Genomic DNA, 15134 nt, shown 5'->3' with positions numbered 1-15134 from the left:
ATGACGCTCTTTGTCTACCCGCTGCGCCAGACGATGTTCCTGGCGACTTTTGGTTTCCTGGCAGCCGGCCCCTTGCAAGCTGAACAGGCACACTACCGCATCGACCTGCCTGCGCAGCCGCTGGACCAATCGATCAGCGCCCTGGCCCGACAGACTGGCACCCGTATCCTTTTCAACACAGATGCCGCCCACACCGCGCAGGCGCCGGCGGTGCACCAGCAGTTGAGCGTCGAGCAGGCACTGCGCCAACTGATCGCTGGCAGCAACCTGACCCTCGGCCAGACTGCCGACGGCCAGTATCTGATCGCCCTGCCAAGCGAGCCCGGCAACGGCGCGCTGGAGTTGGAGGCCTCCAGTGTCATCGGCCGCGCCCCACTGACTACAACCGAGGGCAGCCATTCCTACACCTCCGGCGCCGTGACCTTGGGCAAGGGCGTGCAGAGCCTAAAGGACATCCCGCAGTCAGTCACCGTCATGACTCGCCAGCAGATGGATGACCAGAACACCCAGACCATCGCCGATCTGGTCAGCCGAACGCCTGGCCTGACCGCTACCAAGTCACCAGGTTCGGGGTTGTTCATCTACTCCCGCGGCTTCAGCATCGACACGCTGCAGTACGATGGCGTGCCTGTACCGCGCAACACTTACTCGCTGGGCAGCTATCTGACCGAAGATCTGAGTTTCTACGACCGCGTCGAAGTGCTGCGGGGCCCGGCCGCGCTGCTGCAAGGTGGCGACAGCCCGGGCGGGGCGATGAATCTGGTGCGCAAGCGTGGTCAGGAAAAGGCCACTGTCAGCCTCACTGGCAAGGCCGGCTCCTGGGACCGCTACGGCCTGCAGCTGGACGCCGGCGGTCCGCTGAACGCCGAGGGCACCCTGCGTGCACGCACCGTTATCAGCCAAAATGACAGCGGCTCGTTCATCGACTACGTGCGTGGCTGGAACCAGACTGTCTATGGTGCAGTCGACTACGATTTCACGCCCGACCTTACGGTAGGCCTGGGCGTTGCCAACCAGAAGGGCCACTCTCGTCCAGCCATGCTCGGCTTGCCGCGCTACGCCGACGGAGGCAACCCGGACTGGTCGCGCTCGACCTATGTCGGCGCCGACTGGAACCGAGCCGAGAATGACCAGACCAGCGTGTTCCTGGATGCCACCTATCGGCTGAGCAACGATTGGCGGCTAAAGGCTGCCGGCGTGTATATAAGCGAACACAATGGTGCCACCTACCAGGCGCTGTGGGATGCCCTGCCGGCCAATGGTTCTACAGATAACACCTTTATTGACTGGAGCACTGATTTCACCACCCACAGCAAGGGCCTGGACCTTTACCTGGATGGCAGCTTCACCGGTTTCGGCTTCGAGCAGACCTTCCTGATTGGCGCCAACTACTCACGCATCAACACTGATGACCGCTGGGCACGGGCACCCACCTTCGGTGCGGACTCGTCGAATGTCGATCATCATCGACCGATGCCGAACATCTACGAACTGGCCAGCCGCGGCCGTGGCCAGTTGACCGAGTACCAGGTAGAGCAGAAGGGTTTCTACACGCGCTGGTCGATCAATCTGACCGACCCGCTGAAGCTTATTCTCGGTGCCCGCACCAGTTGGTACGACTTCAGCTACGCCGCCGAATTCTTTGACCACAGCGGTTACAGTGAGTCCACCACCAGCAGCAGCGGCAAAGTATCGCCCTATGCGGGGCTGGTGTATGCGCTGGACAAACAGTGGTCGATCTACGCCAGCTACACTGACGTGTTCCAGCCACAGACCGCGCGCACGGTGTCGGGCTCGGTGGTCGAGCCGATCATTGGCAGCAACTATGAACTGGGTCTCAAAGGTGAGCTGTTCGACGGTGCGCTGAACACTTCGATTGCACTGTTTCGCTATGACCAGGAGCATCGCGCGGTGCTCAACCGCAGCGGCCCTATGGACTGCGATGGCTGGTATTGCTCCACGGCCTCGGGCAAGGTGCGCAGCCAGGGCCTGGAAGCGCAGGTCAGCGGCGAGGTACTGAGTGGTCTGCAGGTGATGGCCGGCTACGTCTACAACACCACACGCTACTTGGAAGATGGAGACTACAAGGACAAGGTGTACAGCACCTGGACGCCAAAGCATCAGTTCAAGCTGTGGGCCGACTACACCTTGCCGGGTGACTGGAACCGCACTTCGGTGGGCCTCGGGACCACGGCGGTCACCGGCACCACCTCCTACGACCACGTGTTCGACCTGCCGGGCTATGCGGTGTGGGATGCGCGGGTGGCGTACAAAGTCAGCGACGAAGTCACCGTGGCGGCGAACCTGAACAACCTGCTGGACAAGAAGTATTACGTGCCGGCTTACAACACCATTGACTACAACAACTACTATGGTGACCCGCGCAACCTGATGCTCAGTGTGAAATACACGCCCGAATTCTAGTTAGGTTGCGTTGTGGAAGGACCCGCTGTGATTGGCTCAGCGAGCCTGGCGCGAGCAGGCGTTCGGCATAGCCCGGAAAAGGTCACTCATGTGTGGCCGTTTTCGAGCCTGCCTTCTGGCAGGTAGTGAATAGCGCTTTCGACCCGAAGCTGCCCCTCACCACAGAAAACAAACGGCCAGAAGTGGATCCGCAAACCACGCCTCCACAAATCTCACTCTGGACGTGAGTGCGACGTTCACCCCCAGTGCATGCGTCTATGCAAAAAAAGAGGTCGCTGCGACTTGGTTGGCTCATCAACCCTCCAGCACATTGCAAACCATGGCCCGATCAGTATTGATCGAGACCGGAGGTGATCACTATCACGATGCATTGAAGACGGTATTTTCTTCTATCCCTGTGCACTTGTTAGCGGAGAGCGCTCCCGAGCTGAATGGGATGTGCCTGACTGGGCGATAGCACAGGCGGTCACCTATCCGCTGTCAAACAGAAGGGTGGCAGCTGTACATGGGTTGACAGACCGGCGGACTATGCAAGTTCCGGCGCACGCACAGCCACCATAAAAAGGAGACTGTCTGCGTGATTTACCGTCACAGCCTGTCAAAGCTGTATCGTTGATGAGCAACGACCCGCCGAGACTAGAATGCAGCCCAAGCGACCGCAACGGAAAAAGTGCGGCGAGAGTATGTTTGGGAAATGGACTACAAGGAAGAGGGAAAATCTGATTTCTTGGTGTTTCCAGCGCTCAAGATGTGGGGGTGTTGGTCGGTCTATGTCAACCAGTCTCGTGATGAATCGATGTTACTGATGCTGGGGAAGCGATGATCGAAACACAAGTATGTGAAGGATTTCCCAGGCTGGAGTGTCGGGCTGTTGGTCCCTCCGACGCAGAGATGGTCTGCCCGCATCGTCCGGAACATCTGTAACCGGGGCCGCTTCGCGGCCCATCGCCGGCAAGCGCGGCTCCCACAGGTACAGCGCATGCCTGAAGGCTGGTGATTTCCTGGGGCAGTCCATTCTGTGGGTGCCGGTTTGCCGGCGATGAGGCCAGTACTGACCCCAGAGCTTTGGATCGCTGTCTGCTCCGGGTCGACAGCAGCCGGTCGCGATTGACCGCTACCGACCCGAAGTTGCACGCCACGAAGGCTAAGATTCGGCCAAAAGCAAACACTCAAGCTTTTATGCCGCATAGGGAGGTTGCGATGTACCCCAACAAGGCCTGTCCCGTAGTGCTCTCGACTTCGCTACCCATCAGGATTCTCCTATTCAGGCACCCTTTGGCAGGCACGCAATTGGTGAAGGGCACTATCGAGAATGGAGAAACACCTGGTGCGGCTGCATTGCGTGAGCTGCAAGAGGAGTCCGGCATCAGTGACGCAGTGATCGGGCTTGATCTGGGATGCTGGAAGTCTGACCACCAAGATCAGGTATGGTCGTTTCACCTTTGTCGCGCTGGGAGGGTGCTGCCTGAGTGCTGGGTTCATCAGACGCTGGATGACCATGGCCACCTCATCGAGTTTTTCTGGGCGTCGCTCGACAATCTTCCCTATGCCGACTGTCATCCGGTCTTCCAGCGGGCACTGGAGTTTTTATGCGAAACACTGAATACGTCCGGTCATTGGGGGGGAGGGGCGAATGGACCGTAATCGTTCCCACGATTCAATTGTTCTCGCTCAATCTGCTTCCAATTAACGAATGCCGCTAATGCTGGTATAGAGACTGCTGCAAACGTATTTGCCAGCAGGAGCCGTCCCATGCAACTCAGCCGTGCCAATCTGGCCGACTTCGTCTACTTCCTGGCCATCGTCCGCCACCAGAGCTTCAACCGGGCCGGGCTTGAGGTGGGTATCAGCGCATCGGCACTTAGCCATGCGATCAAGGGGCTGGAGACTCGCCTTGGTGTTCGCCTGCTAAACAGAACCACCCGCAGCGTAACGTTGACCGCCGCCGGCGAAGAGTTGCATACGCTGATCAGTGGGCCTATCGATGAAATCGGCCAGGCGATGGAGGTGCTCAATCGCTACCGCGATGAGCCTACCGGGCGTATTCGTTTGAATACCTTGAGCGATGGCGCGGACTTTCTGCTCGGCCCCGTATTACCCCTTTTCAATGACCGCTACCCCGACATCGAAATCGACCTGACGGTAACCAACCGTTTGGTAGATGTTATTGGTGGTGGGCATGATGCGGGCATTCGTTACGGTGGAACGGTGCCGGAAGACATGATTGCCCAGCGCCTGTCGCCGGACATCCGCTGGGTGGTGGCGGGCACTGCCAACTACCTTCAGCGCTTTGGCGAGCCGAAACATCCGCAGGACTTGCTTAAGCACCGCTGCTTACGCATTCGCCTGGGCAATGACCATATGTACGACTGGGAATTCGAGAAAGATGGCGAGCAGTTGGCCATCGCTGTTCCGGGTGCGATTACCATTGATGAGACGCGCATTGGCGTGTCATTGATTCGTCATGGCGCGGGGTTGATGTACGCACCGGAGCCAGTGATCGCGCCGCTGGTGGCCAGTGGCGATTTGGTAACGGTGCTGGATGACTGGTCCAGCGTTGCACCGGGTTTTCATATGTATTACTCGAGCCACCGGCAATTGCCGGTGGGCTTGCGGCTGTTGATTGATCTGATTCGCGAGGTTCAGCCGTTGGGGCCGATCAGCCCCTGATCAGGCCGGTTTGGATTTGCTGAAACACCGCAAGCAGGCGAAGCGCGCCTGTTCTCAATGAAAAGACTCATTTGCCCGGCTTACTCCCGGCACCACGAGGCCCTGCCAAGCGCGCCCGGCGAGTAAGCGGTAGCGTTTTTGAGGTCAGCCTTTGTTACGGGTGGCGAACACATCTTTGACGACTGGCACGGCAGAAAACACGTTTGGCCAGCCTGCATAGAACGCCAGCTGGGTAAGCATTTCAGCGGCCTCTGGCTGGGTCAGGCCGTTGTCCATTGCGCGATTGAGATGGTAGGTCACCTGGGCCACCTGGCCGTTGGCAATCAGGGCGCTGACGGTGATCAGGCTGCGGTCGCGGGGCGCCAGATCGGGCCGCAGCCACAGGTCGTGGAACAGCGCGTCGCCGGTGTAGTGCACCAGCCCAGGTGAGACGGGGCCGACATTGTTGGCAACCGCTTGCGCCCGCACGTTCTCGGCGGCTTCGTTGATGGGCAGCCGCGTAGGTGCAACCGGCGGTAACTGATCAGCCCCGATCCCTCGGCTGGCAAATACCGCTTTGGCAGCTGCCACGCTGGCAGTGGCATTGGCCCAGCCGGAATAGAAGGCCAGATGGTTGATCAGTTCGGATAGCTCAGCCGGTTTCACGCCGTTATCCAGGGCTAGATTCAAGTGATACGCCAACTCTACAGTCTGGTTACGGCTGATCAACACCGCGAGTGTGATCAGGCTGCGGTCGCGGGGTGAAAGGCCTGGTCGCTTCCACACTTCGTCCAGCAGCAACATCTCGGTGTTGTGCGCCAAGGCGGGCGAGACTGCGCGAACGTCGTCCAGGCTCGGTGCGCCGGGGCTTTGCGCAATGCCGGTGGGTGTAGTTTTGTCGGCGGTGGAGCAGGCGGCCAACAACAGGGAAAACGAGGCGAGGGCGGTCTTAAGCAGTTTCATTCGGCGGCCTCGTATTGCGCCTCGCTGACGGGTTCCAGCCATTCGACGTTCTTGCCGTCGAGGGACTCTTGAATGGCCATATGAGTCATGCCGGTGGTAGCCGTTGCGCCGTGCCAGTGTTTGACGCCAGGGGGCGTCCAGATCACATCCCCCGGTTTGATCAGCTGTTTTTTACCGCCCGCTTGCTGCACCCAGCCGGTACCGGCGGTAACCACCAGGGTTTGCCCCAGCGGGTGGGTGTGCCACATCGAGCGTGCGCCCGGTTGGAAATTGACGTAACCAGCGGAAACCCTGGACGGCGCACGGGCTGGAAAAAGCGGGTCTATGCGTGCGCTGCCGACAAAGCTTGTGGCCGGCCCGTTGATGGAAGGCTGCTCACCGTTCCTTACAACCAGCATCGTTTGATCGGGTGCAGGGTCGGAGGCGATGGCTGCCGCCGGGATCAGAACAGTAGCCAGGGCAAACCCAGCAACGATTTTTGGCATCAGCAGGCTCCTGAGGTGATGGCCGATTCAGTGGCCAAGTTAGTGCAGCGCAAACGCGGTGACTACCGGCCTCAGGTCGCATGAAGTTGTGAGTAGGGCTCATCAATTGCTGAAACGGTCTGATTATAAGCCCACTCATTCATGAGCTTGGCTCATCGGAACATCCTGCCTTCTCCGGCTAGTCCGCACGCCCTTGACGGAATATGCTGCTAACCATCTGGTTAAATTTTTGTAACGGAGATCATCCATGAGCTTTGAATTTCGCAACCAAGTCGCACTGGTCACCGGCGCGGTGTCCGGCATTGGCTTGGCCACCGCCAAGATCGCTGCCCACAGCCACTGAGGAAACAGGATGAAAATTCCGACCTTGATAGGGGCCTGCGCAGTGGCTTGCTTAACCGCCGCTCAAGCGCTTGGAGAAGACATGCAGACGGTAGTGCGCATTGCCCAGCTTGAAATAGACCCAGCCAAACTGCAGGAATACGAGGCGGCGGTTAAAGAGGAAATGGCCGAGTCGATCCGCCTTGAGCCTGGCGTGCTGGCCATCTATTCGGTGGCGGAGAAAGACCAGCCGAACCGGCTGCACTTCTTCGAGATATACGCGAGCGATGAAGCCTATCGGAGCCATATTGCCTCAGCGCATTTTCAGAAGTACGCGGCGGCGACCCAGTCGATGATTCTTTCAAAGCGATTAATCGAGACCACGCCCGTTCAACTGAGCGTCCAAGCTGGAAAGTGAGGGTAGGGTGGGTTCGCAGAAGCGAGAACGGCCAGATTCCCTCATCCCCACACGCCAAATGACAGGGCCCCGCAATAGTGCACATGAACATCTGGACGATCATGAAGCCAAGGGCTGCTCCCAGAAATGCAATGCCTGCAACAAGCCTTGGTAAGGTCGCGCTCATGCGTTACTCCAATAGCCATGCAGACATGCCTGCGCCCAGCAACATGCCGGGCATGGAAAACAGGTGCCCAAGTGCAAGTAGCCCATCGAGGCTTGTCAGGCTGTTGATTTCAATATTTTAACTGGAGTCAAGAGGAAAACTTCTCATCCGCGTCTACTCTCTCTAAGCGACATGAAATCCTGGCTGGTAGTTGCCGAATCGGTACAGCGCATTGGTCAAAAGGAGCTGGCAATGACTGTGTTCGTAAAAACGTTCAGAAACCAAGGCCGCACTGCCTCGGTGGGCAGAATCTGGAAGCTTAGCTCTACCTTCTTTTTAGCCACCGCCATCACGATGGCATCACAGACGTGGGCCGAAGAGAAAGCGAAACCCGCAACAGCAGCAACCAAAGAAGCCAACGATGCGTTGCTCAAAGAGTTGCCGTTCAATGACAAGACCTCCTTCGAACTGGCCCATAAAGGGTTTATCGCCCCGCTTCCGAAAGAGCCGATCAAGGGCGCCTCGGGCAACCTGATCTGGGACCCGGCCAAGTACAACTTCATCAAGGAAGGCGAGGCCGCACCCGCTTCCACCAACCCCAGCCTCTGGCGGCAGTCACAGCTGATCAATATTTCCGGCCTGTTCGAAGTCACCGATGGCATCTATCAGGTACGCAACTACGACTTGTCGAACATGACCATCGTCGAGGGCAAGGAAGGCATCACCATCTTTGATCCGTTGATTTCGGCGGAAACTGCCAAGGCCGCACTCGACCTTTACTATCAGCATCGGCCGAAGAAACCCGTGGTCGCAGTGATTTACACGCACAGTCACGTCGACCATTACGGCGGTGTTCGTGGTGTGATCGACGAGAAGGATGTCAAGGCAGGCAAGGTCAAGGTCTATGCCCCCAAAGGCTTCCTGGAGCACGCCGTTGCCGAGAACGTGATGGCCGGCACCGCCATGAGCCGCCGGGCCAGTTACATGTACGGCAACCTGCTGCCGCCGAACGAAACGGGCCAACTGGGCGCAGGGTTGGGCACCACGACTTCTGCCGGCACGGTCACCCTGATCCCGCCGACCGACATCATCGAGAAAACCGGCGAGAAGCGCACGATCGATGGGCTGACCTACGAGTTTCTCTACGCGCCGGGCAGCGAGGCGCCAGCCGAGATGCTCTATTACATCCACGAGAAAAAAGCCCTCAACACGGCCGAAGACTCCACCCATACCATGCACAACACCTATTCGCTGCGCGGAGCAAAAATTCGCGAGCCGTTGCCGTGGTCCAAGTACCTCAACCAAGCGCTGAAGATGTGGGGCAAAGACGTCCAGGTCATGTATGCCATGCACCATTGGCCGGTGTGGGGCAACAAGGAGGTCAAGGAGCAACTGTCGTCGCAGAGGGACATGTACCGCTACATCAACGATGAAACGCTGCGCTTGGCCAACAAGGGCCTGACCATGACCGAGATTGCCGAGCAGGTGAAGCTGCCGAAATCGATCGCTTCGCGCTTCTCCAACCGTGGGTATTACGGGGCTTTGAACCACAACGTCAAGGCCACCTATGTGCTGTACATGGGCTGGTTCATCGGCAACCCGGCGACGCTGCATGAATTGCCGCCTGAAGAATCGTCCAAGCGCTACGTCGAGATGATGGGCGGCGCCGACGCGGTGCTGAAGAAGGCCAAGGAGTACTACGACAAGGGTGACTACCGCTGGGTAGCCGAGGTGGTCAACAAAGTGGTCTTCGCCGACCCCAACAACCAGGCAGCGAAAAACCTGCAAGCCGACACACTCGAGCAGTTGGGTTACCAGGCTGAAAGTGGACCATGGCGCAACTTCTACCTCACCGGCGCCAAGGAATTGCGCGATGGCGTGAAACAGTTGCCGACGCCAGACACGGCCAGCCCCGATACGGTCCGGGCGATGGACCTTGACCTGTTCTTCGACTACCTGGCCATGCGCCTGAAAGGGCCGGAGGTCGAAGACAAGCACATTACCCTTAACTTCGACTTCACCGACCTTAAGCAGAAATACCTGGTGGAAATGGTCAATGGCGTGCTCAACCACACCGAAGGCTCGCAAGCCGAGAACGCCGACGCCACGGTCAGCCTGACGCGCGACACCTTGAACAAACTGATGCTCAAGGAAACCACGCTCAAGGACGCGGTGGGCGCAGGTGACGTCAAAGTCGAGGGTGCCGAAGGCAAGCTTGAGGAGCTGATGAGCTACATGGACAACTTCGACTTCTGGTTCCCGATCGTTACACCTTGATTGCTCCCTTGGCGCAGGTTGCGTCAAGCAGGACATCGAGCCATCGGTGTCCTGCTCTTTTCAAAGTGAGGAGTCAGGGACTATGACCACGACGAATCGTATGGATCACACCAAATGGTGGATGCCTGCAACGCTTATTCTGTTGTTTGCTCACAGCACCAACGTGTCTGCCGGAGGCATCTTCATTTATGAAGCCGGCCAGGAAAGTAACGGCCTGGCCAATGCTGGCTCGGCTGCGCTCGCCACCGACCCCAGCGTGTTGATGTCCAACCCCGCAGGCATCGCCCTGCTGCCTGGCACGCAGATCAGCGCCAATGCCCAGGTTATCCTCGGCGACCTGCGCTATTCACGTGACAGCAGCAACCAGTTCGATGGCAACGAGGGCGGTAACGCTCTGCAATACCTGCCGGGCGCCAGCTTGTTCATCAGCCACCAGCTCGATGACCGCTCAGCCATCGGGTTCGGCATGTACGGTAACTTCGGCTTGGCGCTGGACTACGACGATGACTGGGCCGGGCGCTACTTCACCCAGGAATCGGCGGTGATTGGCGTCTCGTTCCAACCCACCTTTGCGTACAAGTTCACCGATGACCTTACCGTCGGCATCGGCCCACGCATGATGCTCGGCTATTACCGCACCGAGGTGGCCATCAACAACAGCCTGCTCGGGTTGGTCGAGCGCCCCGATGGCCAGCTCGAATACAAGGACACTGACTTCGGCATTGGCGTGAACCTGGGCCTGCTCTACCAGCTCGCCCCCCGCACACGGATTGGCCTGGCCTACACCAGCAAGGTGAAGCTGGAGTTCGAGGACAGTCCACATGTCAGCGATATCAACAACCCCCTCATCAATGCCGCACTCAACCGCCTGGCGGTGGACACGCTGGAACTGGACATGAACGTGCCGCAGACCGCGACATTCAGCGTGGCCCACCAGCTGGACGAGCAGTGGACATTGCTGGGAAGCCTGGGTTGGCAGGACTGGAGCGAGTTCGGTGACATCGGGGTAGAGGTGGATGCCAATGCCGCCGGGGTTAGCCGCACGGTCGATCGCAAGTACAAGGACACCTGGCACGCCTCGGTTGGAGCCCAGTATCAGGCGACCCGCCAGCTGCGCTGGAGTTTTGGGGTGGGGTATGACAGTTCGGCCGTGGATGACAAGGATCGCACCGTGGACAACCCGATGGGGGAGGCGTGGCGCTTCGCAACCGGGGTGAACTATCAGGTGGAAGAAGGATTGGACCTGCATCTGGCTTACACATTGGTCTGGCTCGGCGACATGGACGTGGAGCAGACCAAGGCACGCTCCGGCGACACGTTGTCAGGTACTTTCGATAACGCCGCCTTGCACATCATCGGTGGCGGTGCGACTTGGCGATTCTGAAGGTTTTGATCCTTGGACAATGCTTATACGTGGAAGGAGAAGTTGCATGAAAAGTAAGGCGCTTATTGCAACGGTGTGTCTCACATCGCTTTTACTGCATGGTTGTGCGAGCAAATACGTTGAGCCCGACGAATACTCCGGGTTTCTGAAGGACTACAGCAAGCTCAAGGAGGATGAATCGCCTTCGGGCGCGAAGGTTACGCGCTGGATCAAGCCTGGCATTGATGCCAACCAATTTACCAGCGTGTATGTCGAACCCAGCCAGTTTTACCCCAAGCCGCAACCAACCGCGAAGATTCCGCAGCAAACCTTGCAAGGCATAACCCAGTATTACGATCAGTCGTTGAAAAACCAGTTTTCCAAGGTCCTGCCGCTTGCTACGAGCCCCGGGCCAGGTGTACTGGTGGTGCGCCCGGCGATCACTGGGGTGAGTGCCAAAACCAAGGGGCTGCGCCCGTATGAGGTGATCCCGATCGCGCTTGTGGCAGCCGGCATCAGTACGGCCACGGGTATTCGCGACCAAGACACCAGCGTGGCTACCGAGGCTGCATTCCTTGACGGGAGTACCAATGAGGTGGTGGCCGCAGTGGTGCGCAAAGGTGCAGGCGCTGAACTGGACAATTCCTCGCAAATCATGCAGGCCTCGGACGCCCGCGCCGTGCTCGATGGCTGGGCCAGGGACATGGTCAGTTCATTCCAGGCCCTGAAGAAGTAGCCCCCAGGTTCCCCCTGCCGTGGATGTGCGCCAGGGGGCACCGCAATTTCATGCCGAGATTTGATGGCCTAAGGATGCCCCAATGAATACGGTCATGCTCAAAATTAAACATGAATTCCTGAAAGTGCTTCCTCCCACCGTGTTTTTCTTCGTGATTCTGCACATCGTTGCCCTGATCCGCGCGCTCATGATCAAAGGGTCAGGGGTGGAGCTGCCTGTCTCAGCGTCGGTACTGATCGCCGCTCTCATATTGGGCAAGTCTGTTCTGGTTGCCGATATGCTGCCCTTCATCAATCGGTTTCCCGACAAGCCGCTGATCTGGAACGTCACCTGGAAAACACTCATGTATGCCTTGGTCGCACTGATCGTTCATTACTTGGAGCGTCTGTATGACTACTGGAAAGAGGCGCCCGGCCTGCTCGATGCGAATGCGCTGTTATGGTCATCGATGAACTGGCCTCGTTTCTGGGCAGTTCAGATCTTACTGATCACATTGATATTCATGTATTGCGTCATCGCGGAACTGGCACGCGTCATTGGCCGCAAGCGCTTAAAGCAAATGTTCATTGGCCCGCTGCCGCCAAAGCAGACCGAGATGTCGAATCACGCTTGATCGCCGAAAACCCGGGCCGCTCAAAACGACGTGGCTTTCAGTTGACGGGAGATACAATGTTGAAAAGGAAATGCTACCCGCTTTACGCACTTGCGTTGCTGGGGCACACCGGGCAAGGGCAAGCAGAGGACTCGGCAGAGCTTGCCAAGAAAGCGCTGAACCCGGTTGCGGCCATGTACAGCTTGCCGGTGCAATATAATTGGGACCAGAAAATGGGCCCCGACGGCGATGGCAAGCGCAGCCTGACCAACATCCAGCCCGTTCTGCCTTTCAGCTTGAATGATGACTGGAACCTGATCTCCAGGACTATCCTGCCAGTCGTCGACCAGCACGGCCTGGGTGGCGCGGCAGATACCTCTGGCGTGGGCGATGTGACCCAGAGCTTCTTTTTTTCCCCGAAACAACCCACTGCCAGTGGCTGGATTCTCGGCGCAGGGCCGGCGCTATTGATTCCAACAGGCAGCAACGACGTGCTGAGCAGTGAACAATGGGGGCTCGGACCGACTGCGGTAGCCTTGAAGCAAGCCAACGGTTGGACGCACGGGATACTGGCTAACCATATCTGGGGGCTAGAGGGCAGCCCCGCAGATGGTAAGGAGAAGGTAAACCAGACCTTCATGCAGCCGTTTCTTTCGTACACGAACAGCTCGTTGACCACATTTGGCATCAACAGTGAATCAACCTACGACTGGCAATCCAAAGAATGGGCCATTCCGGTCAACCTGACGGTAACCCAGTTACTGAAAGTTGGTGGTCACCCCATCACCCTCCAAGCCGGGCCGCGTTACTGGCTCGATTCACCGGATAATGGCCCAGAAGGCTGGGGCTTTCGCTTTGCTGTGACGTTGCTGTTCCCGCGCTGATCCTGAAGCACGCACTGCTTTGCTTTTCCTCCAGCTGCCCAATCAGCACACGTGCGTCCTCTATGGGCAGCTGCCAGTCGTGACCGCCCGCTTTCGGCCCGAAGCAGACATCTGTAACCGGGGCCGCTTCGCGGCCCATCGCCGGCAAGCGCGGCTCCCACACGTACAGCGCATGCCTTAAGGCTGGAGATATTCCAGTGGGAGCCGGCTGCCGGCGATGAGGCCGGAACTGACCACAGAGCTTGGGATCGGTGTCTGCTTTGCGTCGAAAGCTGCCGGTCGTGGATGGCCGCTCCCGATCCAGTGCTAGCGTTGATGGAGAGCGGCTAACGACCTGTCGACCGATTCAATCGGGTCGATTTCGCTGGCTTACATACGGTCGCACGCAGGGGCATCCGCGCATGCACAGCCAGCTGACAGCTGTCCACCCCGCAGAGCGTGATAACACAACTCAACCAGCTAGAGGTTCGTCATGACTAAAAACATCGATCTGACGATCACGCCCGATTACCTCAATCCGTTTGCTTCGCCGGACAATCCCAAACTAAGCCCCGAGCTGGTGGAATACCTGTCAGATAGTGCCTGGTTTCACCCAGAGCTGAGCCTGCAGATCCGCTGCCCGGAAGAGGAGCGAGAACGCCTGCAGCAAGCCATCAGAAATACCTTTGCGCAAAAGAGCGAACAGCTCAGAGGGGATATTCGCACGCAGCGGCTGGTAGCACTGACACTCTTGGGCTTGGCGCTAGCCTTGGTGCTGGCAGGCACGGCGCTGGGCATAGAAGGCACCATCCCCGTGGGAGTCGTTACCGTCACCGCTTGGATGCTGCTCTGGCGCAGCGCAGAGATATTCTTTCTGGATATCCGCAGCGTCAACCGGCAGCTGCGTAAGTACCAGCGTATCGCCAGCGCTTCACAGCAGTTTCGATAGAGGTTGATCGCTCCCACACTACTACTGGGCGTATCTCTTTGCCCCGGCAACACAGATGACAGCACCCAGCGTTACGACGAGCATCACCCAGCTGACTTGCTCGTGCAGAAGCAACGCTGCCAGTCCAAGCCCCATGAACGGCTGAAAGAGTTGCAGTTGACCCACTGCCGCAATGCCGCCCTGGACGAGCCCTTTGTACCAGAACACAAACCCGATCAGCATGCTGAACAGTGAAACGTAGGCGAAGCTGAACCACGCAGGGGCGCTAACTCGGGCGAAGGCATCGGGTGCTGGGAGATTGACGATAGTCAGCAGCAGCATGAACGGCAACGCTACCAGCAATGCCCAACTGATCACCTGCCACCCTCCGAGAGTCCGTGACAGACGCGCCCCTTCCGCATAGCCCAACCCACAAACAACTACCGCAGCCATCATCAGCAGGTCTCCTAGCGCCGACGCATCTCCTCCATTCATCAACGCATAGCCAACGACTAGCCCAGCACCGAACAACGAGAACAACCAGAACAGTGGCCCAGGTCGCTCGCCGCCGCGCAGAACGGCGAACCCTGCGGTACACAATGGCAGCAGCCCGACAAAAACGATGGAATGGGCAGAAGTGACGTGCTGTAGGGCCAGTGCCGTCAGCAGCGGAAAACCGATAACGACGCCAAGCGCTGTTACAGCCAGTGACGACAGGTCACCGCGCTTGGGTCGCGGCTGGCGTAGCACGATCAAGAACAGCGCACCCAACAGCGCGGCAATGGTTGCCCTGGCACAGGTCAGAAACGTAGGCTCGAAGGCCGTCACTGCCACGCGGGTGGCCGGCAACGAGCCGGCAAAGATGGCGACGCCTATAAAGCCGTTTATCCACCCGCTTGTTGTTTTTTCCATCGGTGCGTCCTCGATAAGCCAGGGCTCAGTACATCACTGACGGGCTCACCAAGGCCAT

13 protein-coding genes are annotated in these 15134 nt (G+C 58.4%); 10 read left to right on the top strand and 3 right to left on the bottom strand.

What is annotated here, in order from left to right; genetic code table 11:
* The 3 genes from JOE27_RS06240 (at position 1) to JOE27_RS06230 (ending at position 5094) form a co-directional block, all read left to right on the top strand.
* Entirely contained in the window at positions 1-2424 is a 2424-nt protein-coding gene (locus JOE27_RS06240; RefSeq protein WP_204918254.1) for a TonB-dependent receptor, read from the top strand.
* Between the two features lie 1200 nt (positions 2425-3624).
* The gene (locus JOE27_RS06235) at positions 3625-4068 is read left to right on the top strand and encodes an NUDIX domain-containing protein (RefSeq protein ID WP_115274465.1); all 444 of its coding nucleotides are present in this window, start codon (positions 3625-3627) and stop codon (positions 4066-4068) included.
* 108 nt (positions 4069-4176) lie between these two features.
* A complete protein-coding gene (locus tag JOE27_RS06230) occupies positions 4177-5094 on the top strand; it encodes a LysR family transcriptional regulator (RefSeq protein WP_115274466.1) in 918 nt (305 codons plus the stop codon).
* A 144-nt stretch (positions 5095-5238) separates the two neighbouring features.
* Here JOE27_RS06230 and JOE27_RS06225 read toward each other — a convergent pair whose 3' ends face one another.
* Both JOE27_RS06225 and JOE27_RS06220 read right to left on the bottom strand, forming a co-directional pair.
* Positions 5239-6036: a carboxymuconolactone decarboxylase family protein gene (locus JOE27_RS06225; RefSeq protein WP_174141850.1), complete on the bottom strand. Its 798-nt coding sequence runs from the start codon at positions 6034-6036 to the stop codon at positions 5239-5241.
* On the bottom strand, positions 6033-6434 hold the full coding sequence (locus JOE27_RS06220) for a cupin domain-containing protein (protein WP_085984893.1): 402 nt from the start codon (positions 6432-6434) through the stop codon (positions 6033-6035). The genes JOE27_RS06225 and JOE27_RS06220 overlap by 4 nt, the downstream gene beginning before the upstream one ends.
* 439 nt (positions 6435-6873) lie before the next feature.
* Between JOE27_RS06220 and JOE27_RS06215 the strand changes: the two genes are divergently transcribed.
* From JOE27_RS06215 to JOE27_RS06185, 7 genes are all read left to right on the top strand, one after another.
* On the top strand, positions 6874-7260 hold the full coding sequence (locus JOE27_RS06215) for a putative quinol monooxygenase (RefSeq protein WP_174141852.1): 387 nt from the start codon (positions 6874-6876) through the stop codon (positions 7258-7260).
* Positions 7261-7759: 499 nt separating this feature from the next.
* Positions 7760-9682 carry an alkyl sulfatase dimerization domain-containing protein gene (locus JOE27_RS06210; protein WP_115275519.1) on the top strand — a complete coding sequence of 641 codons (1923 nt, stop codon included), beginning with the start codon at positions 7760-7762 and terminating at the stop codon, positions 9680-9682.
* Between the two features lie 121 nt (positions 9683-9803).
* Complete coding sequence (locus tag JOE27_RS06205) at positions 9804-11066, top strand: OmpP1/FadL family transporter (protein ID WP_231386497.1); 1263 nt, start codon at positions 9804-9806, stop codon at positions 11064-11066.
* Positions 11067-11112: 46 nt separating this feature from the next.
* Positions 11113-11781 carry a DUF3313 domain-containing protein gene (locus tag JOE27_RS06200; protein WP_115274476.1) on the top strand — a complete coding sequence of 223 codons (669 nt, stop codon included), beginning with the start codon at positions 11113-11115 and terminating at the stop codon, positions 11779-11781.
* Positions 11782-11863: 82 nt separating this feature from the next.
* Positions 11864-12394 (top strand): hypothetical protein, encoded by a 531-nt coding sequence (locus JOE27_RS06195; protein ID WP_115274477.1) that lies wholly within the window; start codon positions 11864-11866, stop codon positions 12392-12394.
* Positions 12395-12450: 56 nt separating this feature from the next.
* On the top strand, positions 12451-13257 hold the full coding sequence (locus JOE27_RS06190; protein ID WP_115274478.1) for a transporter: 807 nt from the start codon (positions 12451-12453) through the stop codon (positions 13255-13257).
* Between the two features lie 472 nt (positions 13258-13729).
* The gene (locus JOE27_RS06185; RefSeq protein WP_012314933.1) at positions 13730-14185 is read left to right on the top strand and encodes a hypothetical protein; all 456 of its coding nucleotides are present in this window, start codon (positions 13730-13732) and stop codon (positions 14183-14185) included.
* A gap of 21 nt (positions 14186-14206) precedes the next feature.
* Here the strand turns inward: JOE27_RS06185 and JOE27_RS06180 are convergent, their stop codons facing one another.
* Positions 14207-15076, bottom strand: a complete 870-nt coding sequence (locus JOE27_RS06180) for a DMT family transporter (RefSeq protein ID WP_119687282.1) — start codon at positions 15074-15076, stop codon at positions 14207-14209.
* Between the last annotated feature and the right edge of the window lie 58 nt (positions 15077-15134).

Origin of the sequence: Pseudomonas sp. M5 (assembly GCF_016907075.1) — a bacterium.
GTDB classification, from domain to species: domain Bacteria; phylum Pseudomonadota; class Gammaproteobacteria; order Pseudomonadales; family Pseudomonadaceae; genus Aquipseudomonas; species Aquipseudomonas putida_E.
The sequence above is the reverse complement of the archived record's forward strand: the minus strand, read 5'-3'. Positions and strand labels throughout refer to the sequence as shown.

Excerpts from the sequence above, each read along its gene's own strand:
- JOE27_RS06240 (WP_204918254.1), top strand. The coding sequence starts at position 1 with ATGACGCTCTTTGTCTACCCGCTGCGCCAGACGATGTTCCTGGCGACT.
- JOE27_RS06235 (WP_115274465.1), top strand. The coding sequence starts at position 3,625 with ATGTACCCCAACAAGGCCTGTCCCGTAGTGCTCTCGACTTCGCTACCC.
- JOE27_RS06230 (WP_115274466.1), top strand. The coding sequence starts at position 4,177 with ATGCAACTCAGCCGTGCCAATCTGGCCGACTTCGTCTACTTCCTGGCC.
- JOE27_RS06225 (WP_174141850.1), bottom strand. The coding sequence starts at position 6,036 with ATGAAACTGCTTAAGACCGCCCTCGCCTCGTTTTCCCTGTTGTTGGCC.
- JOE27_RS06220 (WP_085984893.1), bottom strand. The coding sequence starts at position 6,434 with ATGCTGGTTGTAAGGAACGGTGAGCAGCCTTCCATCAACGGGCCGGCC.
- JOE27_RS06215 (WP_174141852.1), top strand. The coding sequence starts at position 6,874 with ATGAAAATTCCGACCTTGATAGGGGCCTGCGCAGTGGCTTGCTTAACC.
- JOE27_RS06210 (WP_115275519.1), top strand. The coding sequence starts at position 7,760 with ATGGCATCACAGACGTGGGCCGAAGAGAAAGCGAAACCCGCAACAGCA.
- JOE27_RS06205 (WP_231386497.1), top strand. The coding sequence starts at position 9,804 with ATGCCTGCAACGCTTATTCTGTTGTTTGCTCACAGCACCAACGTGTCT.
- JOE27_RS06200 (WP_115274476.1), top strand. The coding sequence starts at position 11,113 with ATGAAAAGTAAGGCGCTTATTGCAACGGTGTGTCTCACATCGCTTTTA.
- JOE27_RS06195 (WP_115274477.1), top strand. The coding sequence starts at position 11,864 with ATGAATACGGTCATGCTCAAAATTAAACATGAATTCCTGAAAGTGCTT.
- JOE27_RS06190 (WP_115274478.1), top strand. The coding sequence starts at position 12,451 with ATGTTGAAAAGGAAATGCTACCCGCTTTACGCACTTGCGTTGCTGGGG.
- JOE27_RS06185 (WP_012314933.1), top strand. The coding sequence starts at position 13,730 with ATGACTAAAAACATCGATCTGACGATCACGCCCGATTACCTCAATCCG.
- JOE27_RS06180 (WP_119687282.1), bottom strand. The coding sequence starts at position 15,076 with ATGGAAAAAACAACAAGCGGGTGGATAAACGGCTTTATAGGCGTCGCC.